Source organism: Litorimonas sp., assembly GCA_029936425.1.
GTDB lineage: Bacteria > Pseudomonadota > Alphaproteobacteria > Caulobacterales > Maricaulaceae > Litorimonas.
The window spans coordinates 360,103-383,555 of record JAPYSU010000001.1; the positions used below are offsets into that span (position 1 = coordinate 360,103).

The 23,453-nt window shown below is 51.8% G+C and carries 24 protein-coding genes; 8 read left to right on the forward strand and 16 right to left on the reverse strand.

Going from position 1 to position 23,453, the window contains the following annotated elements:
• Window positions 1-2: 2 nt before the first annotated feature.
• The 4 genes from ACN0IC_RS01790 to ACN0IC_RS01805 all read right to left on the reverse strand — a co-directional run bounded on the left by ACN0IC_RS01790 (window position 3) and on the right by ACN0IC_RS01805 (window position 3,065).
• The gene (locus ACN0IC_RS01790; protein WP_416877033.1) at window positions 3-194 is read right to left on the reverse strand and encodes a DUF1289 domain-containing protein; all 192 of its coding nucleotides are present in this window, start codon (window positions 192-194) and stop codon (window positions 3-5) included.
• Complete coding sequence (locus ACN0IC_RS01795) at window positions 191-1,237, reverse strand: DUF2891 domain-containing protein (RefSeq protein ID WP_416877034.1); 1,047 nt, start codon at window positions 1,235-1,237, stop codon at window positions 191-193. Before ACN0IC_RS01795 ends, ACN0IC_RS01790 begins: the two co-directional genes overlap by 4 nt.
• Window positions 1,238-1,395: 158 nt before the next feature.
• The gene (locus tag ACN0IC_RS01800; protein ID WP_416877035.1) at window positions 1,396-2,175 is read right to left on the reverse strand and encodes a hypothetical protein; all 780 of its coding nucleotides are present in this window, start codon (window positions 2,173-2,175) and stop codon (window positions 1,396-1,398) included.
• A gap of 68 nt (window positions 2,176-2,243) precedes the next feature.
• Window positions 2,244-3,065 (reverse strand): hypothetical protein, encoded by an 822-nt coding sequence (locus tag ACN0IC_RS01805; protein ID WP_416877036.1) that lies wholly within the window; start codon window positions 3,063-3,065, stop codon window positions 2,244-2,246.
• Between the two features lie 124 nt (window positions 3,066-3,189).
• Between ACN0IC_RS01805 and lptM the strand changes: the two genes are divergently transcribed.
• The 3 genes from lptM to ACN0IC_RS01820 are packed head-to-tail and all read left to right on the forward strand — an operon-like array spanning window position 3,190 to window position 7,451.
• A complete protein-coding gene (gene lptM / locus ACN0IC_RS01810) occupies window positions 3,190-3,435 on the forward strand; it encodes an LPS translocon maturation chaperone LptM (RefSeq protein ID WP_416877037.1) in 246 nt (81 codons plus the stop codon).
• Window positions 3,436-3,461: 26 nt separating this feature from the next.
• On the forward strand, window positions 3,462-4,751 hold the full coding sequence (gene lysA, locus ACN0IC_RS01815) for a diaminopimelate decarboxylase (RefSeq protein WP_416877038.1): 1,290 nt from the start codon (window positions 3,462-3,464) through the stop codon (window positions 4,749-4,751).
• 54 nt (window positions 4,752-4,805) lie between these two features.
• Window positions 4,806-7,451 (forward strand): DUF4175 domain-containing protein, encoded by a 2,646-nt coding sequence (locus tag ACN0IC_RS01820; protein WP_416877039.1) that lies wholly within the window; start codon window positions 4,806-4,808, stop codon window positions 7,449-7,451.
• A 5-nt stretch (window positions 7,452-7,456) separates the two neighbouring features.
• On the opposite strand, the gene ACN0IC_RS01825 is transcribed toward ACN0IC_RS01820, so the two are convergent.
• Window positions 7,457-8,206: a DUF3426 domain-containing protein gene (locus ACN0IC_RS01825; RefSeq protein WP_416877040.1), complete on the reverse strand. Its 750-nt coding sequence runs from the start codon at window positions 8,204-8,206 to the stop codon at window positions 7,457-7,459.
• Between the two features lie 103 nt (window positions 8,207-8,309).
• On the opposite strand from ACN0IC_RS01825, the gene ftsE reads away from it, so the two are divergent.
• The 3 genes from ftsE to ACN0IC_RS01840 are packed head-to-tail and all read left to right on the forward strand — an operon-like array spanning window position 8,310 to window position 10,587.
• Window positions 8,310-9,002 (forward strand): cell division ATP-binding protein FtsE, encoded by a 693-nt coding sequence (ftsE, locus tag ACN0IC_RS01830; protein WP_416877065.1) that lies wholly within the window; start codon window positions 8,310-8,312, stop codon window positions 9,000-9,002.
• Window positions 8,999-9,907 carry a cell division protein FtsX gene (locus ACN0IC_RS01835; RefSeq protein ID WP_416877041.1) on the forward strand — a complete coding sequence of 303 codons (909 nt, stop codon included), beginning with the start codon at window positions 8,999-9,001 and terminating at the stop codon, window positions 9,905-9,907. The genes ftsE and ACN0IC_RS01835 overlap by 4 nt, the downstream gene beginning before the upstream one ends.
• Complete coding sequence (locus ACN0IC_RS01840; protein WP_416877042.1) at window positions 9,907-10,587, forward strand: YdcF family protein; 681 nt, start codon at window positions 9,907-9,909, stop codon at window positions 10,585-10,587. The genes ACN0IC_RS01835 and ACN0IC_RS01840 overlap by 1 nt, the downstream gene beginning before the upstream one ends.
• 1 nt (window position 10,588) lies before the next feature.
• On the opposite strand, the gene ACN0IC_RS01845 is transcribed toward ACN0IC_RS01840, so the two are convergent.
• The 6 genes from ACN0IC_RS01845 to ACN0IC_RS01870 all read right to left on the reverse strand — a co-directional run bounded on the left by ACN0IC_RS01845 (window position 10,589) and on the right by ACN0IC_RS01870 (window position 16,180).
• Entirely contained in the window at window positions 10,589-11,494 is a 906-nt protein-coding gene (locus ACN0IC_RS01845; protein WP_416877043.1) for a prephenate/arogenate dehydrogenase family protein, read from the reverse strand.
• Window positions 11,495-11,532: 38 nt separating this feature from the next.
• Window positions 11,533-12,291, reverse strand: coding sequence for a chorismate mutase (locus ACN0IC_RS01850; RefSeq protein ID WP_416877044.1), 759 nt, complete (start codon window positions 12,289-12,291; stop codon window positions 11,533-11,535).
• A 13-nt stretch (window positions 12,292-12,304) separates the two neighbouring features.
• Window positions 12,305-12,988, reverse strand: a complete 684-nt coding sequence (locus tag ACN0IC_RS01855; RefSeq protein WP_416877045.1) for a class I SAM-dependent methyltransferase — start codon at window positions 12,986-12,988, stop codon at window positions 12,305-12,307.
• A 119-nt stretch (window positions 12,989-13,107) separates the two neighbouring features.
• Window positions 13,108-14,844, reverse strand: coding sequence for an EAL domain-containing protein (locus ACN0IC_RS01860; RefSeq protein ID WP_416877046.1), 1,737 nt, complete (start codon window positions 14,842-14,844; stop codon window positions 13,108-13,110).
• A 32-nt stretch (window positions 14,845-14,876) separates the two neighbouring features.
• The gene (locus ACN0IC_RS01865) at window positions 14,877-15,305 is read right to left on the reverse strand and encodes a hypothetical protein (protein WP_416877047.1); all 429 of its coding nucleotides are present in this window, start codon (window positions 15,303-15,305) and stop codon (window positions 14,877-14,879) included.
• 116 nt (window positions 15,306-15,421) lie between these two features.
• Entirely contained in the window at window positions 15,422-16,180 is a 759-nt protein-coding gene (locus ACN0IC_RS01870) for a glycosyltransferase family 2 protein (protein ID WP_416877048.1), read from the reverse strand.
• 131 nt (window positions 16,181-16,311) lie between these two features.
• On the opposite strand from ACN0IC_RS01870, the gene ACN0IC_RS01875 reads away from it, so the two are divergent.
• On the forward strand, window positions 16,312-18,042 hold the full coding sequence (locus ACN0IC_RS01875; protein ID WP_416877049.1) for an ArnT family glycosyltransferase: 1,731 nt from the start codon (window positions 16,312-16,314) through the stop codon (window positions 18,040-18,042).
• Window positions 18,043-18,045: 3 nt separating this feature from the next.
• On the opposite strand, the gene ACN0IC_RS01880 is transcribed toward ACN0IC_RS01875, so the two are convergent.
• The 4 genes from ACN0IC_RS01880 to yidD form a co-directional block, all read right to left on the reverse strand.
• A complete protein-coding gene (locus ACN0IC_RS01880; RefSeq protein ID WP_416877066.1) occupies window positions 18,046-18,960 on the reverse strand; it encodes a glycosyltransferase family 2 protein in 915 nt (304 codons plus the stop codon).
• A gap of 88 nt (window positions 18,961-19,048) precedes the next feature.
• Entirely contained in the window at window positions 19,049-20,302 is a 1,254-nt protein-coding gene (locus ACN0IC_RS01885) for an O-antigen ligase family protein (protein WP_416877050.1), read from the reverse strand.
• A gap of 16 nt (window positions 20,303-20,318) precedes the next feature.
• A complete protein-coding gene (gene thrS, locus ACN0IC_RS01890; protein WP_416877051.1) occupies window positions 20,319-22,253 on the reverse strand; it encodes a threonine--tRNA ligase in 1,935 nt (644 codons plus the stop codon).
• Window position 22,254: 1 nt separating this feature from the next.
• Window positions 22,255-22,557, reverse strand: coding sequence for a membrane protein insertion efficiency factor YidD (yidD, locus tag ACN0IC_RS01895; protein ID WP_416877052.1), 303 nt, complete (start codon window positions 22,555-22,557; stop codon window positions 22,255-22,257).
• Window positions 22,558-22,730: 173 nt separating this feature from the next.
• On the opposite strand from yidD, the gene ACN0IC_RS01900 reads away from it, so the two are divergent.
• Window positions 22,731-23,024, forward strand: coding sequence for a GIY-YIG nuclease family protein (locus ACN0IC_RS01900; RefSeq protein WP_416877053.1), 294 nt, complete (start codon window positions 22,731-22,733; stop codon window positions 23,022-23,024).
• A gap of 105 nt (window positions 23,025-23,129) precedes the next feature.
• Here the strand turns inward: ACN0IC_RS01900 and ACN0IC_RS01905 are convergent.
• A partial coding sequence (locus ACN0IC_RS01905) for a hypothetical protein (RefSeq protein WP_416877054.1) occupies window positions 23,130-23,453 on the reverse strand: 324 nt, incomplete at its 5' end.

Below are 23,453 nucleotides of genomic sequence, written 5' to 3' on the forward strand. Positions count from 1 at the left end.
GCTCATTTCTCAGACTTGGCCAAACGACCCGGCAATTCCGCCATAATCGCGAGGCGCTGCAATTCCGTATAAGACAGCCAGCGCGCAATTTCTTCGCGCGTCCGGCCGCATCCCACACACTGACCCTTTTCTAGGTCGAGGTCACAGATAAGTTTGCACGGACTGCTGATATTTTCAGTCTGGCGTAAGGTCATTTCTGCTCAACCGACAGAGGCTGACCCCTAGAGGTTTTCAAATAAGTCGCAAAACTCGCAAGCCAATGAGACCCCGAATAATGTGTGTCCGACACAGCGGCGATGCCGACCTCTTCGTGCCGCTTTGCCGACGCGATCAAAGCAGCGCGACGTGGATCAGAGTTCGGAAGCGCTCCAGCGATGTTGTAAAGATTCCACGCGCGCGAAAGGTTGACGCCGTCCAGATGTACGAGCTTACCATCACTCGCATCCTTCACAATACCCGGATCAAGCCAGTCACTTGATCCATCCGTCGGAATATCGGGCATAAATGCGGAGAGCCATGACGAAAATTCGTCATCTGGCAAAACGCGCCGCATCAAGTCGGCTTCCATCAGACAAGGTGATAAAAAGTCTTCGCCGCTGGGTTCGTAACTCAGCGGACAATTCACGTCATTTTTATGAAACGCCAGAGATTTTTCCCGAATGAGCGTTTGCATTTCTGCGTCCCCTGAAACCTTTGCCCAGTCCCATATTAAGCCAAAAGCAAAGGCACTTTGATTATGGGTCCCCAATCGGATGGGGTAAGCCAGATTAGGCAACCAGGTTTTCAAGCTTTCCGCAATATCCGACTCCAAAGGCTTCAGCCGTTCAAGCCAGATTTTCGCCTGAGGATCGTCCCATTCCCGTAATTCCGCGGTGAGTTGAAGCAACCAGGCCAAACCATAAGGCCGCTCCCATGAGCCCCGAGCCGGGCGGGCGAAATTTGTTATTTCACCAGCAATATTTTCTTCAGTAAAACTCTGTGCCAGTTTGGCGCGGGCTTCGTCTTTCCAAGCACCATCTGGAGCAGTCCGTAATAACCTGACAAGCATCCAGTGACCATGCACGGCGCTGTGCCAGTCAAAACAGCCGTAAAAAACAGGGAAGAGGTCCATTGGCCGGCCTATCTCTTCAGCCGTATCTGTCGTGCGGGAAATTTTATTAGGAAATTCCTGATGCACGCAGGTCAGTGCCAAAGCGGAAAAACGTTCCGCCAATTCCGCCGAGAGTGGCTCTGTCATATCAGACCCGGTCAATTGAGAATGAGGCGTTTTATTTTCAGAAGGCGACACCTTTTCTGATGATTGTTGCCCACATGCTGACAAAATAAGAACTGTTAAACATAGAGGTAAAAATAATTTCATGCGAAAAGGCTAAGCGCTGAAGAGCGCGTTGTAAATTAGTTTGTAGACGCCGCCTCTTCGCCTCTTGCACCATCCGCCTCTGCCGCTTTTTTTATGTCGTCAGGATCATAATCAAATGTCGCTATGAGCCGGTAATCGCCAGAAATATCCAGTCGGTCCGCTCTGGATTTTTTCAAATCTTTTATTTTGAAAAACTGGCTCTTTTTGACCCGGCTGACTTCGGGACCGCGCGTTAAAGTCTCTCCCTCCATAAAACGTAAAACGGGAGTGTCCCCATTCGGTTGAGCGGGAGTGACGCTTATGGCCTTCAGTCCCGGCACCATAAACCCAAGTCCTCCCGGAGCGAGCGTATTCATAACTTTTGAGCCATCTTTTGCTCCTTCAACGAGTTCCTCCGCGCTGTGGCTCCCGGACGTATTGATGAACGGAAAACTGAAAGTCATATTGGCTTGAACCGTCGGCTCATCTGACTTTCCAACAATTTTGCCTTCAATCAATTTGCACAATTGGCCGTCTTTGCTGAAGGCGAGTGCCTTCTCCATATTCTGGACATTTCCCCTCGTATCAATTGTAAGGTCTATCTCTTGGTTTTCATAAATATAGCGCAGACCCGTCGGAACCGGATTATCGCCGAGGGGTTTAAGCTGTAGGTTAAATTCTGGTTTGATAACATCGACGCGGTCTGCGTCCGCCTGATAAAAAGACTGAACCATATTCACAAGGTCTTTGGCCTCCATACAGTCAGTTTCGGCCAAAGCCTGCGCCGGAAAAGTCCCCGCGATTAAAACACCCAAAACTAATTTTGCACGCGACATAAGATCCCCAAAAACACCGATTTGATTGCAGCTATCAGGTTCTTTGGTTTTTAAAAGTTAAATTGAGATTAGGAATCTGAGTCCTGCCCCCACCCAAATCGCCGCATAATGGACGGGCTGGGTACGGGTTGAAGATTATATGGGCCGCCTTTGACAACCAGCCCTTCTGCTTTCCAAGCCTCCATATCTTCGAAAGATATAACGTAAAAATCTTTGACCTTTTCCCCTTCCATCAAAGTTTCGACGCCGTCCAGAACAGCGAACGCCCGAAGCGGAGCCGACCTATCTTCGTATTTCACGGCAAGATAGTCAGTATCCGGCATGAACATTGTCAGAGCGCCCGGTATCATTTTTTTATAGAAATTTTTGCCGTCTTTCGTCCCTTCTTTTAATTCTTCCATTTCGTAAGTTCCGCTGCGGTTATGGAAGAAAGGTGACAGACCCATTTCAAAATACAGCCCTTCATCATCTGCAGGGCGGTCGGCCCGTGTTGGGTCGTCTATACATATGTCTGTTTCGGGATAGGCTCGGGCCGAGGCCATAAAATTATCAACGCGGCCATCCTCTCTGGAAAAAGGGAGATTCTTGACCGATTTACCATCTTTCGCCAGATAAAACCGCTCGGGCCAGACGCCTCCATCCTTGATTAAAAATCTGGGATCAATGTCAACATCCACAATATTTCGGTGCTTGTCTTTGACCTCAGAAAGATCCTCAACGATTTTAACGGCCTTTTTTGTCGGAAAACAAAATGTTTCTCCTCGTTTTTCGGTCGAATTGGCCGCGGCAAGTGTCGGCACTGAAAACAGGCAAGTCAGGAAAATTGAAGTCGTTAGTTTCGAACGGAGCATACGTGTCGAACCTTGTGTGAAATTTTTAGAGTGATCCATATTACTATCAATATCCCAATTACTTTTCTTAAGTTAATGTCACTTGTCCTGCCTATACATCCCGTTGGACTGGACATATGTTCAAATGGCCATTACCGACCAATGTCGCCAAAGAGGATCTGACATGCGCGCCACCCGCCGAAATCGCTTTAACTCATATTTAACTCTCGCTTTGCTCTTGGGTTCCGTTAGCCTTACCGCTTGCGGGATTAAAGGTCCGCTCAAAACACCTCCTCCCCTTTGGGGCGAAGCCCAGAATGAAGTCGATGAGAAACCCGATGAGGACAGCGTTATCAGCGAAAGTCCGATTGATGACGAACAAGATGATATTTTTGACGAAGACTATGTGGACGAAACAACGCCGTATTAGGCTTAAGGGCATCAGAATCTAACCTCATGAGACATTTTGATTATAAAAACGGTGAACTTTACGCCGAGGACGTGCCTTTACGGGCCATCGCCGAAACGGTCGGCACGCCCGTTTATGTTTATTCCACGGCAACTTTTGAACGGCATTATTCGGTTTTTGCGGAGAGTTTTGAGGGTATTAATGCTCTTGTTGCCTATTCTGTCAAAGCCAATTCGAATATTGCCGTTTTAGCAACGCTTGCAAAAATGGGGGCCGGCGCCGACGTCGTTAGCGGAGGGGAGCTGGCACGGGCGCTTCTGGCCGGTATTCCCGGAGATAAAATTGTCTTTTCCGGAGTAGGGAAAACCAAATCCGAAATGCGGGCAGGCTTGCGGGCAAAAATACGTGTTTTCAATGTCGAAAGTCTGGCCGAGTTAGAGGCTTTGAATGAAGTTGCTCTTGAAATGGGAACCTCTGCACCCGTGGCTTTTCGAGTTAATCCTGACGTAACCGCCGGCGGACATGCCAAAATTTCCACCGGGCGCAAGGAAAACAAATTCGGCATTGCCTGGTCTTCCGCTGAAGACGCTTATGCTCATGCGGCAAAGCTCCCTGGCATCGAAATTGTCGGCGTCGACGTTCATATCGGCAGCCAGATAGACCAGCTCGCGCCATTTGAAGCTGCGATTGAAAAAGTCGGCGGGCTGATTTCCCGCCTTCGCCAAGCCGGGCACACGATCAAAAGTTTTGATATAGGCGGCGGTCTGGGAATTCCTTATGGCGACAATAAGGTCACGCCGCCTCCGCCTTCAGAATACGGAAAACTCGTCAAACGCCTCACGCGGGGGATGGATGTTGAAATGATATTCGAACCCGGCCGCATGATTGCCGGAAACTCCGGCGTGCTGTTATCCGAAGTCCTTTATGTCAAAAACGGCGAAGACAGGGATTTTCTTATCATTGACGCCGCGATGAACGATCTTTTGCGTCCGGCGCTTTACGATGCGTTTCATGACATAGAGCCTGTCAAAGCGCCCGGAACGGAGGCAATCGAGGCGACCTATGATGTGGTTGGCCCAATTTGCGAAAGCGGCGACACCTTTACGACGGGCCGGGATATGCCCGCTCTGGAAGCCGGTGATTTGGTTGTCTTGCATTCCGCCGGCGCTTATGGCGCGGCGCAGAGCAGCCAGTACAATACCCGCCCTCTCGTTCCTGAAGTCCTGGTCAAAGGGAACAGATTCGAAGTTATTCGTGAGCGCCCGAAGATTGAAGAAATCCTCAAATCAGAGCGCTTGCCAAGCTGGTTAAACCCGTCGGGTCGCGGCGAACTGTAGCTTGGATGAAATTTAACACGACACATAAAGTCATGGCTTTATAGTCGGGCTCATATGAACTCTTCAGAGCAAACACCTTTTACCACGCGGCTGGCGCGTTATGTGCGGACTGCCCGCCTATGGTTGGTTTGGGAACGCTATGTTCCCGTGTTTCTGTGGGCGGCGGTTTTCATTTCTGTTTTTCTGGTCGGCGTTTTTGCGGGTGTTTGGGAAAGAATTGGCGACCCGTGGCGCGGCCTGGCAGCCATAACGGCTCTGATCTTTCTGATTCATGCCGCTTACAAGGCTCAAAAACGACCTCTACCGTCCCTATCCGAAGCCAGGCGGCGGGTTGAGAGAGATTCCAATCAAGCGCATCGGCCACTGGATGTTTTAGATGATCGTCCCGTCATCGGCGAAGAAAGCTGGCCTGCGCATTATTCCAAAGCCTTAAAACAGTCCAAGCAGTTAACCCGGCCGGATCTTCGCCCGACTATAGCGCCGCGCGACCCTTATTTTCTGCGGTTCATCCTCCCTCTTGCTCTCATCCTGGCGCTTCTGGTTGGCAGCGGCGCCAATATGGAGCGCTTGCGGCGCGCCGTCACGCCTGTCTGGCAAGCGGGCGTTAATCCCGATAATGTCACCTTCGAAGCCTGGATTGATCCGCCTGATTATACGGGCCGTCCACCTATTTATTTTCAAGGTCAGGATATCAAGACCATCCCTGCAGGCAGTGAATGGGTCGCTCGCCTGAACGGCGCCAAAAGCGTGCCGCGTCCTAAATTACGCCAAGGCATCGATACGGACTATTTAAAGATCAACAAACTCAGCCGGGAAACCTTTGAAGCGCGGGCTTTCGTGAGCGAGTCGGGAGAAGCCGTTTGGAGAATTGGCCAAAACCGCAAGGTCTGGAAATTGAATGTCGTTCAAGATCAACTGCCGATTGTTACTCTGGACGAGACACCTAAAGCTGACAAACAGGATCGTCTGGTCATAACTTATTCTTTCAAAGACGATTACGGCGTTACGAATTTATTTTTGGAGATGGCTGAAATTGTCGATGGCGTAGAAGAGCCTTTTTCAAGTTCCTCGCTGGTCGAAATTCCAATGAGCGGAGGCTCCGTCCCCAAAGCGGAGGCAATGGAAGCCAAGCTCGATCTCACACGCCACCCTCTTGCGGGTAAGAAAGTCATTGCCAGACTGAAAGCCACAGATGGAGCCGGTCAATCCGCTTATTCTTCTGAAAGCTGGTTTAGAGTTCCCGACAAGATTTTTGTCGAACCTCTGGCCAAGGCTGTCGTCGAACAAAGAGCGGTTGTTTTGCAAGCGATAGAAGCGAATTACAAACCTGAATCGGCGGCCCCGCCCCTGCCCGGACAAATTTTTAGCGATTCTAATGCTGTCCAGCGCCTCAAACGTGCTCCGGAAGGTATTGAGCGCGCCGCTAACTTGATTGGAGCCGTGACTGACAGGCCCGAGGGACTTTTCCGTGACCCATCTGTTTATCTGGGCCTTCGGAATGTTCGTTCGCGACTGCGCTATGCGCGTAATCTTGAAACGGTTGAGCCCATTCCTGACGAGCTCTGGTCGATTGCGCTTCGCGCGGAATACGGAACACTTGGGACAGCCTTGGAAGAAATGCGCGAAGCAGAACAAGCCCTTAGAGAAGGCATGGCGCGCCGGGCGCCTCAACGGGAAATAGATACACTGTTTGAACGCTATAATAGCGCGGTAGAGGCCTATACCGAAGAGCTCAAACGCAAAGCCTTGGAAGACGGGAATTTCGCCGAACAGGAAAATAGCGGCGGAGGCGGTGGCTCCATGGGGTCCACTGACGAAATTCAGGAACTTCTCAAAGCGATTGAAGAGGCTAATAAAGCCGGTGACGTGGAAGGCGCACGCCGCGCCCTCGCGCAGCTCGCTCAAGTCCTGGAAAATATGGAAATTCAACTCTCACAATCTGCCGGAGGCGAGGGAGAAGGCTTTGAAGGTGAGATGAGCGAGCAAATGAAAGAGAATCTTGAAGAGCTTGCTGATCTCCTAGGAGAGCAACGTGAACTGCAAGATGAAACAGATGAGGCCGAGCGGCAGGCGCAGGAGGACACGGGCGGTAACGGATCCAATGATGGAAGTAGCTCGCCGCAGTCAGGCTTGAGCCCCGGCGAATTGGCCAGCCGCCAGGAAGAATTGGAAGAATTGCTCGGACGGCTGGGCGAAGATGACGGAGAAGCTGGTCAGATTGGCGCAGAATCTGATGATCAAACAGCCGGCAATTCTGAAGAAAATGGTGAAGGCGGAAATCAGCCCGGCGACGAAAACAGGGCGAGCACTGGCGGCGGAACAGAGGCGGCTCAGGATGAACTGGATCGGGCGAGAGACGGTATGTCCAGAGCTGCGGACGCGCTGTCGCAAGGCGATTACCCTACCGCGCGCAGCGCCCAGGAAGACGCTGTTCAAGCTATGCGCGACGCCGGAGAGAAGCTGGCTGAGTCCGCCCGGGGAGAAGGCCAAGGCGAAGCCGGTGAAAGCGGTCAGGGCAATGACCCTCTCGGACGGCAACAAGGCGGCGATAATTCTGAAAACGCCGAAGCCGACATAGATCAAAGGGACAATGCCAGCCGCTCGCGGGAATTACTGGAAGAATTACGGCGCCGGGCCGCAGAACGCGAACGCCGCCAGGAAGAGCGTGATTATATTGAACGCTTACTCGACCGGTTTTAAAAATATCATTCGGCCAGTCTGTAACGTAGGCTAGTACTGTCAGGCGGTGGGTTGGGATATTCTGACGCGAATTCAACGCGTTCCTGCCCTTTTAAAACTGGCTTTTCAAAATCTACCAACCAATTGGCAACCTCTTCTCCGGCGGGATTGTTCAGGGACAATCTAAGCATGGGCAGAGATTGGGCTTGATTTGAAATATTTTTGACAGACCCATTAATTACGACCGTCGTCTGCCCATTCACCACAGCAATTCGGACGGTGGGTTTATCAATCTGAAGTCCCGTCTGACTGACTTCTACGCCAACGGCATTATAAAGAGGAACAGTCGCCGGAAAGCGCTCAGCAATGACCGTTCGGCTAAAGTAAAGCCCAGCAATTAGAGTAAATATGAACAATATTGGGATAAGCCAAATGAGCCAGATTGTGCGGCGGCGGCGGCGCCTTTTCTCGGCTTCGGCTTTGTCTCTAATAAGGGCATCGGCACTTTTGCCGGATGTCATTGGGGCCGCGTTTTGATCTGATGCGACAGTCCTGTCTTCACCGGATTCTGCTCCGAAAGTCTCTTGTGATGCAGTTGTCGACTCTCGCGTCATATCTGCTAATTGGAGATCATCTGGCGTGGAAGCAGCCTCGACAGGAGCCGGAACAAACCAGGTCGCAGAACACTTTGCGCAACGGACAGTACGTCCATTAGGGCCAATGGCGTCATCTTTCGCCATATAACTGGTGGAACATTCCGGACAGGTCAGTATCATAAGAATTCGATTCGAAAATGGATAATCTATTTTGACACGTCCCGAGCCAAACTCCAAGAGCCCCGGCCTAAATCCAAAAGCCCGCTCAACTGAAAAACCGGATATCATCTCGTTTCGCGATGTGGGACTCCGCTATGGGCGCGGCCCGGAAATTTTATCCGATGTAAATCTGACACTTCCGCAAGGCAGTTTCAGCTTTTTGACAGGTCCGTCAGGTGCAGGAAAATCAAGCCTTTTGAAACTATGCTATCTCGCTCTCGCCCCGTCACGCGGTCATATTTCGACATTTGGTCAAGATGCCGCCTTGTTGGATAACAGACAAACACAGGCCGTAAGGCGCCGGATTGGTGTGGTCTTGCAGGATTTCACTCTGATCGATCATCTTAGCGTTTTTGAAAATGTTTCTCTTCCATTGCGCGTGGCAGGACAGTCTCGCGCACAATATACTCAGGACGTCACAGAGCTTTTGCAATGGGTGGGTCTAGGCCACCGCATGCAGGCCTTCCCGTCAACACTTTCCGGCGGAGAGAAACAACGCGCCGCCATTGCTCGGGCCGTCATTGCAAAACCGAACTTGCTTATTGCAGATGAACCCACCGGAAATGTCGACCCTGAAATTGGACGCCGGCTTCTCAGATTGTTTGCGGAAATGAACCGTATGGGTACAACTGTCATGATCGCGACCCACGACATTGATTTAATTCAAGAACTGGAAGCCCGCGTGTTTCGCATTGAAGACGGACGTATTTACAAAGGTCTGAACGCAGTGCCCGATTTTGAGGAGACTTATTCATGAGTCGCCCTCTCCCGCCTCAGCAATCCATTTTAATGCCGCGCGGCCATAATGTCCGAGCGCTGATTACCGTTCTGGCGATTATGGCTTTTCTTGCGGCGCTGGCTCTTCTCTTCTCCCGGGCCACCTCGCGTCTTTCAGGGGATTGGCAGGCCCAGCTATCAAATTCGGCGACTGTTCAAGTGAGCCTAGCCCCTCTTTCAGCCGAAAATGATTTCGAAACTCAAATGGATCAGGCTGCGGAAACTATTCGTTCTCTGCTTGGGAACGAAGCAAAAGTGACTGTCGTTGACCGGAGTCAGTCGCAAGAATTGATAAAGCCGTGGATTGGGAATTTAGAACTCCCGGAAAGCCTGGTTTTACCGGGCCTAATCACAATTGAAACCGCTGAAAATTCTAATACTCCCAATGCTGTTCTGCTGGAAACGCAATTACAAAAAAGCGGTATTGTCGCCTCTGTGGATGACCATTCGCGTTGGACAGATCAGATTCGCGGCACTGCGCGCCTGCTGGTTTTTGGCGGCACGTCCTTACTCATCCTGCTTCTTATTGCCGGCATCAGTGTGAACCTTTTTGCCACGCGCTCGGCTATGGCCGCGCAGCGCTCCATTATTTCTGTGCTGGCACAGGTCGGCGCAACGGATGGTTTTATTTCCCGGCTTTTTGTTGGTCAGGCCGGACGACGAAGCGCTTCCGGAGCCGGAGTTGGACTTATACTCGCCTGGGCACTCTGGGCCGTAATGTCTCTTTTCAGCTCCGTACCGGAATTGTTTTGGTCAGGATTAGGCGAGGCCTTAAATGATACGCTTTGGTTATTGGGACTTTGGGCATTGTTCGTATTGGTCTGCGCCGTTGCAGCAGGAATTGCGACGAAACGCGCCCTCATCCGCGAACGAAAGCGTGCCTGATGAAACGCGCCGAACCTAAGCCAAAAAAATCAGCCGCCCAAAAACTCTGGGCCTGGATAAAATTCATCGCTCTAGTGTTTTTTGTAGCCCTGCTAATTCTGGCATTTGGATTTTTTGTCTTCGCTGAAAAAGTAGACGGCCTCTCCACACCGAAAGTCGCCCCGAATGCAGACGGAATAGTCGTCTGGACGGGACCAGGTGGAGGACGATTGGAAGCCGGGGCGGCGCTCCTGAAACAGGGAAAAGGCGAGCGCCTTCTGATTTCGGGTGTAAACAGGGATTTGAAATCACAGACCATTTTCAATTTGCTTGACCTGCCGGAAGAGACAAAAGCCTGTTGTATCGACCTGGACTATGTCGCCGAAGACACGATCGGCAATGCACGCGAGACGGCGGCGTGGGCCAAAGCGCTTGGATATGAACATATCCTCCTGGTGACATCGGCCTATCATATGCCACGAGCGCAAAGCGAAATTGCCCTCGCTGCAGGGCGGATACGAATTACAGCCTACCCCGTTTCTGCCGAGATGCGGACACATTGGTATTCTGACCGCGATAGATTCGACAGACTCCTCAGCGAATATGCAAAATTACTCGTTACGATGGCGAGAGGGTCCAATAAGTCGCAACGCGAGAAGGCTCCGGATACACCTCTGCCGCAAACAGAGCCCCAAAATTAGATCAATCATGCCGACCGAAATTAGGCTCGGCGCTGTCTTGGCCTGCATCAATAATGCGGCGGCGGATATCGCGTGTTTTGGCAAAATGCTCCAATAAGGTTTCTCCCTCTTCCCACCTTATCGCCCGCTTCAGTGCCGTTAGATCCTCAATGAACCTATCAACAACTTCAAGCGTCGCCTCGCGGTTGGACAGGAATACATCCCGCCACATGACCGGATCAGACGCCGCAATTCGCGTAAAATCGCGAAACCCACCGGCGGAGTATTTTACCACTTCATTGTCCGTCACGGTTTCCATATCCACGGCCGTTCCGACCAATGTATAGGCAATCAAATGCGGCACATGCGACGTTGTGGCGAGAACTATGTCGTGCCGCTTGGGTGTCATAATACTGACCTGACTTCCAAGTCCCTGCCAAAAAGCTTTTAACTGCTTGGTTTCCGGCAGGTTCTTTTTTGTCGGCGTCAAAACACACCAGCGGTCTTTAAACATGTCGGCTTGTCCAGCCTCCGGCCCGCTATATTCTGTCCCGGCAATCGGATGAGCCGGGACAAATGTGATATCACCCCGCAGGAAAGGCGTTACAGCCGAAATAACGGCGCCTTTGATTGACCCTACATCCGACAGAACAGCGCCGGATTTCATGTTCGGAATAATTTTCTCGGCCACGTCCCCCATCCGTCCGGGCGGCACGCAGAGAATAACTAAGTCCGCCTGAGAGGCAAAATAATCCGCCTGCCCTTCGCTGACGCCATCTGCAATTCCGAGACGTTCTATTGCTGAACAGGCGCTATGAGACGTATCCGTAATATAAACGGTTTCCGCTTGGCTATACGCTTTTGCCGCCCGGGCAATCGAGCTGCCTATCAAGCCGCCGCCAACAATAAGGATGGTCTTAAAAGTCATAAAATTATCCAAGAGGTCAAGTCTAAAAACGCGCCGTTTTATCCGATAGGTTTAGGTAATGCACCAATAATACAAGCTGTCGCATCCAACTCTTTGACAGATTTTGGGAGGGTCTCCAAATATCCCGGCAAGCTATAGAGTTGGCGTTCTCCCGAGCTCGATCGCAATACCGCTTCATTGTGCACGACCCGGATATCCGCTTTGGCAATTATCAATGTCTCATCATTGCCGGAAGGCTGAATATCCGCAGTTGCAACAGCGACGGCCCGAGGCCAGTCTTGCGTGCCAGTTCGGGGTAATCCAGCCAGAATATGCATATCCGGCATCGCCCCTTCGGAGCCCAGTGCCGTCCACCAACTATGCATCCCGCCCGGCGCGGGCAGAACAGCCACGCCTTCATCATCAGAATAGGTTGCGGCCAAAGCGCTACTGGCTGTGGGATAGGTATAGGTCGGGATAGACGCCCCAAAACGGTCACGTACCAAAGCCAGAGACGCCATTGCGTCACCTTCCAGCGCGACATGGAGTTTCATGGGTCCCTGCATAGCAAGGCTTGCACTCATAAGCTCTGCCCAGATGCGGCTCACTAACGGTCCGGGCGTGTCTTGCGTCGCAGCCGCCAAAGCTCGGACATGACTGTCTTCCCGCGACGGCCGCCAAACCCGAATGCCTGATTTGGCCCGCCTGACCGCCTTGGAAAGCTCAAGACGTTCTGCAATGAGTTCCAACAAGGCTTTATCGACGCGATCAATTTCTGACCGCACCTCGTTTATATCAACGTCACTGTTCTCACTCATATTAGCCATCTCTTCATCTATGAGAGGCAGAGGAGCGATTGGCAATGGGAGAGGTTCCAAAACGGGGCCGCGCCACGACAGATTTGGCTTTTTCGGACATATCCGGTTCCACATAGAGGCGTTTTATGGCTTCAACCAATATTAGACCGGACAAACCGGGCGTCACGGTTTCGCCGAATCGTTCTGATCCCCGCAAGAGACCGCCTTTGGAAAACATTTTCAGAGGGGGCGCATAGAGCGCGCCTGACCAGATTGTCGGATGAAATCCGACAGCGCGCATGGCGGCGCGCATTTGCGAACGAGTGAAAGGACGGCCTGCGCCAAACGGGCTGCGATCCGATCTTGCCCAAAGACCGCCCCGGTTTGCGGCGATTATTACGACATGCCCCTCGGGGCGGCAAACCCGCCATAATTCCTTCATCAACGTCTGAAGATTAGGAGCTTCCTCCACGCCGTGCACGCAAAGGATTGTATCAAATGTCGAGTCAGCGAAAGGTAAACAATCCTCTTCAACCAGACAGGAAATAATACCTCGTTTCCCGCGGTGGGCCAGAGCGCCTTGCGCCCCCGGCATCGCCAGAATAATTCGGTTTGCGCCTGCCTGATAAGGCTCCAGATAGGGCCCGCAAAACCCGAACCCTAAAACATTACGACCTGCAAGATCCGGCCAAAGCGTACGTAGACGTCGGCTTGCCATATCTCTCGCCGCCTGCCCCAATGGGCTGGCATAAAATTTTTCGAGTCTGAGGACGCTTTCTCTCACATCTTCCTTCTAATAGGAAACTCACGGGAAAACAGGATTTTCTCTATGAAGATTTAAGACGCGGAATTTCGGTAGGAGGGAGACGCGTTTGGAACGCCGTAAAGATAGCCTTGCAGGTAATCGACTCCCAGATGTTTGAGCGCCGTGGCATCAGCCTTGTCCTCGACCATTTCGGCCACAATTTTAACCGCAAATGTATCGGCCAAATCCACCATCATCCGGACAAAGATTTGTTTTTGCGGTGAAGCAGATATGCCTTTTATGAGGCTTCCATCCAGCTTTATGGATTCCGCTTCAATCCCCATGAGGTTTCGGAACGTGGTGTGACCGGAGCCGAAATCATCAATGGAAAACTCGCATCCAAGCGCTCTGACTTCGGCCGAAAAATGTGTTGCCAATTCCGGGGCGTCCAGTGCGGCCGTCTCTGTCATTTCTATGGTCATGCGGCGCGTTTTCTCATTCAGAGATTTCAAAGTCTCAAGATAGGTCTTAGCGGCTTCGGCGTTTTGAATCGTCTCAGCGGAAACATTCAATGCAACTCTTAGGTCGGGGCTTTTCGAAAGCTGCGCTGCCGCCAAGTCAAGGGCGCGCCGATCCAGATGATGAACAAGGCCAAGTTTCTCCGCCGCCATGATAAACCGTCCCGCGCTGACCAATTCTCCGCTATTTTCTCGAAGGCGCAAAAGACACTCATAATGATGGAGGTCACCGGATACCGCTTCGACAATCGGTTGGAACGCCAAAGAAATCCGTCTTTCGTCCAATGCGGAAAGAATGTCTTCTTTTGTGATGTCTTGGTTGTAATTTGGTTTCTCTGCGAGGCCCATAGAGACCGAATATTCAGAGACTGCGCCGGACGAACGAGTTTCCAATGCGCGATCGGTTTTACGAATAAGAGTCTCAAAATCCGCGCCTGATTGCGGCAAGTCTGTATAGCCAATGGAAATATCCGCCTTTAACGGGCCAAAAGGCGATTTGTAATGCGAATCCGAGAGAGCAATTTGTAGTCGTTCTGCAAGCACCCCCGGGTCGCTGTCCGGACCCGCTATACCGAGGACAGCCAGAAGGAAATCTCCATCCTCGCCTTTTGCCAGACAATCCGGAGGCGCAATAATCTGCCGAAGCCTATCGGCCACGCCTCGGCAGAGCCTGTTCGCAGTTTCAAATCCATAGGTCGTTCTAACATCATCCAGGTTATTAAGGCGAAGGCGAAAAACAGCGCCTTGAGCTTTGACGCGGCAGGCGAGACCGCACAAAGTTTTGCCCTGTTCTTTGAAAGCATTCTGATTCATCAAACCAGTCATTTCATCATGCCGGGCCAACCAGTCTGATCGCTCAAATCTGGACTTTTCATCCGTAATATCGCGAATGACCCCTTCAACCTTCAGTGGGTTTTCATCCGAGTTTGTCCTCTCGACTGTCTCCTCAACCCAGATCCAGTGGCCCTCGCCGGTCCTGAGCTGATATTGAATTTGGTAGCGCGCGCCTTCCCAATTCAGAGAGCGCAAAGAAGACTCATAAAGGCGTTGATAATCTGAATGAATCAACGCCTGAAAGTCAGAGCGGTTTTTGGGCAATTTTGAAGTTTCGCACCGAATAATCGCGGCGATGAGCGTTTGCGAGCCCCAGTTAAATCCGTCCTCAACCTGAAATGAAAAGATAGCCGATTTCAGTAATGAAAAAGCGGCTTCACTCTCGATTGATTGTACGGGTATTTGGCGAGCGCTCCCAACCCCAGAGACTGACCTCGCCTCTCTGGAAATTGATTTTTCCTTCGTACTGATAAACATCACCTTGATGAAACGAGTCTAATTGGCAATTCCTACGCCTCGCCAACAGAAAAGTCACGGCGCGCGCTTGCGATTGTCACCATAAATCCGGCCATGACATCCAGTAAGGCCATGAGGCCGATAATGAAGAAGACAGACGTTCCAAAGGCTGGAAACATAAGGAACTCCACAAGACAGATAATAAATAGAACCATGGAGAAAGCATGATTCATCACAGCCGTGTGGTCTGTCCCGGTCGATTTTATCATTTCGAAGAACAGCATGATGAGTGACAAGGTTATGAGCATATGCCCTGGCGTGATTTGCCAGATAGACCCTGAAATCATCGGAATAGATTGAAAATCCGTGTCCAAACGCGCGCGAATTTCGGCCGCCGTGGAAAAGGCAGAGCCGCTTATCGCCAAAATATTATATAAGGCCACGGGAATGAGCATGAGAGGAAAAACAAGGAAAAAGCGCATGACCTAAATGCCTCTATTCAGAGCTGAAACGGATCTTCAACTCACCCGTCTCAAAGATTTAACAATATCTAAAGGAAAATGGCTTGCAAAAGGTTAACGGCATCATCGTTCAGGCATTAAACTTCGTCCCACCCTTTCGGGTTTCGAGAGCGTGAAATGAGCCACATCACACCGCGAAGATCCGCGATGGAAACTTTCAACCGTCCAAAATTGGTATATTTGGATTTTCCGGCGATACGGGCGCGGTGGCTAACATCTGCAAATTCGATCGCATAGCCCTCTCGTAGCATCAGAGCCGGAATATAACGGTGAATATGATCAAAATAAGGGAGCCGTAAAAAGGCTTCGCGTCGGAAAACTTTAATTCCGCACCCCGTATCCTCGGCTTGATCTTTGAGAAGTTTCTTACGAATGCCGTTACCCAGACGCGACGCCAGTAATTTCGCCTGGCTATCCTGGCGTTTTAGCCGTTTCCCGCCAACCATTGCCAAATTGTCGGGCGCATCGGGACGCCTTATCTGATCCCACATTTTGGGAATGTCTGCCGGATTATTTTGCCCGTCACCATCCAGCGTCGCAATCAAATCACCTCTGGCTGCGAACACGCCCGTTCGGACCGAACGTGACTGTCCGGCATTGGCTTTGTGGGTCAAGACTCGAAGGGTTGGATGCTTTTTCTTAAGGTCCGATAGGACCTGCACAGTTTTATCCGAGCTGCAATCATCCACAAAGATCATCTCGTAAGAGGTCGCAAACAAAGCTTGCGAAATTTCCTCTACCAATTGCGTGACATTTTCGGATTCATTGTAGACGGGAACAACGACTGAGAGCTCAAGATCGGCCTCTCTATCCAATGATTTTTGTGCAATCGACATAAATACCGTTTTGGCATGACCGTATTATATATTCAATTCGCAATGCCTGTTCCTACCGCCGATATGATATGGAATAGCGCGTATCCTAATTTTTACGGGACAGAACGGACTGGCTTGGCTAAAGCGCACATATGTCGTCGCCGGAAATTAAATTATTAAATTTGAAGAAGCGGTTTCATCTGTTGATTCTCAGCCTACTTTTTCTGGCTGTCGCCCTTCCCGGATTGGAGTCGCTTCAGGTTATCGACAGGGACGAAGCCCGGTTCGCGCAGGCCAGCGTGCAAATGGAGGAAAGCGGAGATTTGCTCAATATCCGATTTCAGGATGAGGCCCGCAATAAAAAACCCGCTGGAATTTACTGGCTGCAAGTCGCATCACTGAAGGTCTTCTCTTCTCCTGAGAAGCGACAGATATGGGTACAGCGCCTGCCATCCGTTTTAGGCGCTTTATTGGCTGTCTTGGCCACTTACTGGGGCGGCGCCAAACTTATAGGACGCGAAGGCGCCTTTATTGGCGGGTGCGCTCTCGCGCTCTCTTTTCTCTTGGTATTTGAAGCCCATATTGCCAAAACCGATGCCGTTCTATGTGGTTTGTCGGCCACTTGCTTTGCGGCAATTGCAGCGATACGAACTCAACCCGCCCCCCTCTCACTCTGGAAAGCCAGGCCTGCTGTCTGGGCTTTCTGGATTGCTTTTGGCGCTTCTATCCTCATTAAAGGTCCCGTCATTCCGAGCCTAATTGCGCTGACGCTTGCAACTTTGTTGATCTGGGAAAAACGGGGTTACGGTCTCAGGCAACTTATTAATATACCCGCCATTACTGCGGCCCTATTGCTGTTTGTCCCTTGGGCCATTGCGATTGGCATTGAAACTCAAGGGGCCTTCTTTGCAGAAAGCCTTGGAAACGATTTCGGCGGAAAGCTAGTCAGCGCGCAAGAAAGCCATCCCGGACCGCCCGGCTACCACTTGGCGCTTCTCAGCCTGACACTCTGGCCGGGTTCGCTTTTACTTTTACCCGCCATAGCTATGACTGTTCGAAACTTGCGCCAGAATATGCGTAGTGATGCCCCGCTCCCGAAAGCCCTTCGCCTCTGTATCGCCTGGAGTGTGCCCTTCTTGATTCTGATTGAATTGATGCCCACCAAACTTCCGCACTATGTCCTCCCGATATTCCCGGCCCTGTGTGTATTGATAGGTTTAACGGGCGCGCACCTGCTGAAGGCAACTGAATTCAAGAAAACGAGAATTGCGAGCGTGCTTATTTTTATCGGGCTCGGCTTTCTACTCGTCGGGGTCGTCCTATTGGGCCAAAATGAATATGCCACGACTGGGACCAGTATTGCAGCCCTCGCAGCTGGTCTTGCCGCCTTAATATTTATCATGTTTGGCGGCGGGTACTTTTGGTTCAACAATATGAGGCTAAGCTACATAAATGCCGCCTTGGCGGCTGTGACTCTTAATTTTGCTGCCTATGGAACTATATTGCCGAATCTAGATCGCCTTCAACTGGCCGATAGACTATCAGAGGCATTTCAAGCGAATAATATTGATTTACCTCGCCAAGGCGGACCACTTGTTCAGGCCCTTAATTTCACAGAACCAAGTCTTGTTTACCAATTCGGCAAAGAAATACGTTTGGGCGATCAGATTGATTTGAGCAGTTCGGAGAGCTGGAAAATCGGGAATATTTTCATCGTCGATGATCTGGAAAGTGAGGGAGATAGTTTCGAAATTTTCCAAAAATCAGCAAAGAATCAAGAAAGCTGTCTGGAAGAGCGCGATGTCATCAACGGGTATAATTATTCCCGCGGAGACGCCGTTAATCTTCATATTATTGAAGTTGTTTCCTGCCCTGAGGAATAGTCTCTATCGCCCGAAAAGGCCGACCCTGAGAGTAATATAATAGGCTCGCCCCATTATGGCGAAAGCCATGAACGGCGCGGCGAGTACTGTCAAAAACTTCGAGAGAAATCCCGGCTTATAGTGCCAAAAATAACGAAGAAACCCTTTGAGCTTTTCCAGCTCGATCTTGGCCCGCGGCACGGCGCTGGTGGAACCATAATGCATGATGCGCGCTTCAGGGACGATATAGACTTCGCCGCCTTTTTCTCTGGCCCTAGCGCAGATATCAATGTCCTCTACATGCAGGAAATACCCCGAATCAAAACCGCCCAAGCGGTCAAAAGAGGCTCTATCCGTCATCAGGCAAGCACCGCTTGTCGTTTCAACCGGCGCGGGACAACTAGGAACGGCCTCATCTTCACGATGAATGGAGCGAAGGCCCGGAATGTGATGGAGCGGCGTGAAACTGACAAAAGCGGACCAAGGCGTTAAAGACCCGCGCCGCGCGCCGCGCTGCTCCCGTCCGTTTTCATCGCGTAAAAATCCGCCTGTTATCCAAGGTCCAGAGAGAGTGCGGCCGCATTCTGCCATCGATCTGGCCGCGCCTCTGGCAATCACCGCATCCGGATTCAGAAATAGTAAAAAATGACCGGAGGCCAAGCGTGCCCCGTAATTGCACCCTCTTGCAAAACCAATATTACCATGGCCTTGTAACAACCGAATCCGGTCATGTTTAACGGCAATTTTGCTAAGCCGGGTGCGGGCGCTTTCAGCGTTGCCATTATCCACGATGATAAGTTCATGTATATCGCGGTCTTCAAGAACCGCCGAGACAGCCTCCAAAAGGGCCGGTCCAGTCATATAACTCACCATTATAACACTAATAGGAAGTTTTTTGGCCGTTTCAGGCAATTTGGATATATTGGTCTGAACAACCATTTTCGTCACCTCTTGCGCCCCGGCCAGTTCAATAGCGCATTCATATCAAAATGCAATTAGACATTTTTATGGCCAAGGTTTGTCCAAGTTACGCTTTCGAATTGTCTTGAGTTGCAAATATGCGCACAAGATTTAGCGTTGCCAGCCCCAAAAACAAAGTTGCCCACCACCAGAACTGCCAGACCCCGAAGGAAAAGGAAGATGCCAGTATAAAGACAGTCAAAAACCCGCAAAGACCAAATGCTCTATCCGAATTTTTCATAGCGAAATTTTGGCCAAGGCCAAGACAGCTTAATATGGCGGCCCCGGCCAGGGCCGCGCCTATCAAACCGGTTTCGAGCCAAATCTGGAGCCCAACATTATGAGTATGTAGCGAGAGCAATGTTAGAGTCTGTCCATTGCTGAGCGTAATCATATCTGTATATGTTCGCGCGCTATCAAAGCCGTGGCCAATTAACGGACTTTCTGAAATGCGGCGGAAAACGAAATCCCACATATAGAGTCTGTGCTCCCAAGACGCCGGAAACTTTGAAAGTGTATTTTCATCAACCAGGGTAATTAGGCCGCCAAAAAGAGGGGCCGCCATGACAGCGATGGCGGCTAAACCCAAAAGGGTTTTCACTGTCAGACCGGGCGATTTGCGCGCGAGACATCCGAAGGCAAGGCCCAGCCAAGGCGCGATGACGGCGACATACACGCCGAGTTTCCAGGCAGATACCGAAAGAATCCCTAATAGGCATAGGGTAATTAACCGGCCAAATTTAAGGGGCCAGACCAGGGCCGCTAACGGGAAAACCATAGCCGAATAAAAGACAATACCGCGGCTGACATTGCGTGTTGCGTCCGCATGACGACGGGCAAAACTTTCCCCTTCGGCCACCGGGTCCACCAGAAAACTGATGAAAAAATTCGAGACCGCATCCACAAACAATAGAGCTATTCCTGTAAGACAGGCAAAAATCACACCTTTGCGCAGAATTGAGCCCAAGGGATGATCGCGCATTTGCGCCCAGAGCCAGATAACAGTCGGGAAGATCAATCCCGAAACGAATATTCTCTCAGCATTGGACCAGCCAGAAACTTTCTCATAGGGGCTCCAAAACTGCGTCACCCAGGCCCAGACCAGAAACGCTGTCAGAAAAAACAGCCAAATCGGAATGGGATGTTTCCACGCTTTATGCGCGGCCAATCCGGCGAGGCCCAGCACAGACAGGATCGTCATAATCAGAGCAATACCGCCCCCGCCGGCCATGGTGAAAATAGGCAGAAGAATCAGAACGAAAAGCGACACGCCGAGAACCACCTTAGGCGGGCGGCGGATAGGCTCATCTGTCTGGGCCAAACCCGCCTCTGACATATCAGTTTTTCCGGCTTAAGTCGGGGGCGAGAGCTTCTTCCCTCAAAGTCTCTATCGCGTCTTCCACAGTCAAAATGGTTTGCTCGCGGCTCCCCAGTCGGCGCAGGGCGAGCTTGCCCTCCTCCGCCTCTTTCATACCGACTACGGCAATGACCGGGATCTTTCGGTCCGCAGACAATTCGCGAATTTTGTAATTGATCTTTTCGTTCCGCAAATCCGTTTCCACCCGAAGTCCGGCGGCTTTGAGCTTTTTTGCGGTCTCTTCGGCGTAGTCATTGGCATCTGAGATGATGGTCGCAATAACGACCTGAACCGGGGCGAGCCAGAGCGGGAAACGCCCGGCATAGTTTTCTATCAATATCCCCAGGAACCGCTCAAACGAGCCGAGCACGGCGCGGTGGAGCATGACGGGCGCGTGTTTATTATCATCATCGCCAACATAGGACGCGTTGAGGCGCTCCGGCATATTCGGGTCGAGCTGTATCGTTCCGGCTTGCCATTCGCGGCCAATGGCGTCGCGCAGGACAAAGTCGAGTTTCGGGCCGTAAAACGCGCCGTCGCCTTCGTTCAGCTCTACTTCGAGGCCGGAGGCATCGGCGGCTTCTTTCAGCGCCGCTTCGGAATTATCCCAATATTCATCCGATCCCACTCTGACGTCAGGGCGAGTGGAGAATTTCACTTTCACATCGTCAAAGCCCAGATCGGCATAGACGGATTTCAAAAGTTCGGTAAAGCCTTTCACTTCGTCCGTGACCTGCTCCATCGTGCAGAAAATATGCCCGTCATCCTGCACGAAACCCCGCACGCGCATCAGGCCGTGCAGCGCCCCGGACGGCTCGTAGCGGTGGCAGGAGCCAAATTCGGCGTAGCGGACCGGCAGGTCGCGATAGGATTTCTGGCCCTGATTAAAGACCTGAATATGACACGGGCAGTTCATCGGTTTCAGCGCGAGGACTTTGTCCTCTTCGGCGATTTCCGCGACGAACATATTCTCGCGATATTTTTCCCAATGGCCGGAGGCCTCCCAGAACTTCCGGTCCATGAGCTGCGGCGTCTTGATTTCGCGGTAGCCATATTCTTTCTGGCGGCGGGACATGTAGCTCTGCAGCGTGGTGTAGAGCGTCCACCCATCCGGATGCCAGAAGGCCTGTCCCTGCGCTTCTTCCTGAAAATGGAAGAGGCTGAGCTGACGGCCGAGGCGGCGATGGTCGCGCTTTTCCGCTTCTTCGAGCTGATGCAGATGCGCCTCGAGCTCTTCCTGCGTGCGCCAAGCCGTGCCGTAAATCCGCTGGAGCTGCGGGTTTTTCGAATCCCCTCTCCAATAGGCGCCGGCCACTTTCATCAGCTTGAACGCCTTGCCGATTTTCCCTGTCGAAGGCAGATGCGGGCCGCGGCAGAGATCGAACCATTTGCCCTGTTTATAGACGGTGATGGTCTCGCTATCGGGCAGATCCTCGATCAGCTCGGCCTTGAACTCCTCGCCCATCCCGCGGAACAGCTTTATCGCGTCTTCGCGTTTCCAGACTTCGCGCTCAAACTTGTCATTGCGATTGATGATGAAGGCCATCTTCTTTTCAATCGCGGCGAAGTCGTCTTCGGAGAACGGCTCTTCGCGGTGGAAGTCATAATAAAAGCCGTTTTCAATGACGGGGCCAATGGTGACCTGCGTGCCGGGGAACAGCTCCTGCACCGCCTCCGCAAGGACATGCGCCGCGTCATGGCGGATCAGCTCCAGCCCTTCCGGGTCCTCGGCGGTGACCAGTTCTATCTTGGCGTCGCCTTCAATCGGCAGAGCCGCGTCCACTAGCTCTCCGTCGAGCTTGGCCGCCAGAACCTTTTTCGCAAGCCCCTTGGAGATGCCTTTCGCAACCTCCATCGCCGTGACGCCGCTGTCATAGTCGCGGGTGGCTCCATCCGGAAATGTCAAAGTGACCATCTTATTCGCCTGTATTCGTCCTGCGCCAGAGACCATACCGCCACGGCGCCCATAAAGGCGCCTTCGTAATATGTTCCGGCACATTATCAACCCCGCTTGTGCCGCCCGGGCGGCATCTCAGCAGTCGCGCCAGCGTCATCCACCCCCCGGGCCAGGGCCCGTGCCGGCTAATCGCCGCTTTGGAATAGGCGGAGCAAGACGGATAATGCCGGCACCGCACGCCCAGCGCGAATAAAACCGGAGAGATCAGATTTTGATAAATCCAGAGCAGACCCAGCAGGGGATATGAGAGAAGGCGTTCCACGAGGGGTGGAATACAGGGTTATCAGGTCGGTAGGAAGGCTCCTTTTCTGTTGAGAGCGTATGGGTCGAGAGAGAGTCGTATGGATTACCCGCTCGGGGGCGGGCAATGACGGTTTTTTTTGATTTCGTCATTGCCCCGCTTGACGGGGCAATCCATACGATTCAACTTACCTCATGCGCGATGCCTATGTTTACATGATGTGCTCCTACAAAAACGGAACAATTTATGTCGGCGTCACGAATGACCTCGCCGCGCGCGTTCACGAACACAAAACCGGGTACAATCCCGACAGCTTTACGGCAGAGCACCAAGTCAAACGCTTGGTATGGTATGAACATTTTGACTCCATGATTGACGCGATTGCGAGAGAGAAGCGGATAAAAAAATGGTATCGACAGTGGAAAATTGACTTGATTGAAAAGACCAATCCGAACTGGACGGAACTGACGTTGGAATTTGATTATTGAAGCCTGAGAGTCGCATGGATTGCTCCTCACCCCACCGCCATCTTACCATCCGAACGACGCACCGCGAAGCGGGGTTAGTGAGGATGCGGCCGACCTCTCAACTCCTTAGTCACACCGACGCAGGCGAAGCCTGCCCGGTGCAAGTGCCTTATGCTTGGCGTCTTGATCTGTAGAAGACGTTTTTCGCTGAACCGACAAGGCACTTATACCGGGCGACCCGAGGGTCGCGTCGGTATGACAGCTTGTGATAGAGATTTCATAATTGCTCACGCCTTTCGTCCCGCTGCCCATCTGGGGGTCAGCCTTTGCGTTCGTCCTTGAATAAAGTGGACTGCCCGCGGGGTCGGTATCCTTGCCGGAGACCGAATTTGGTAATGTTTCGCAAGGGCCAAGCCCCGCGGCAGCGGTTTTATCGCAGCGGCCTTGCAA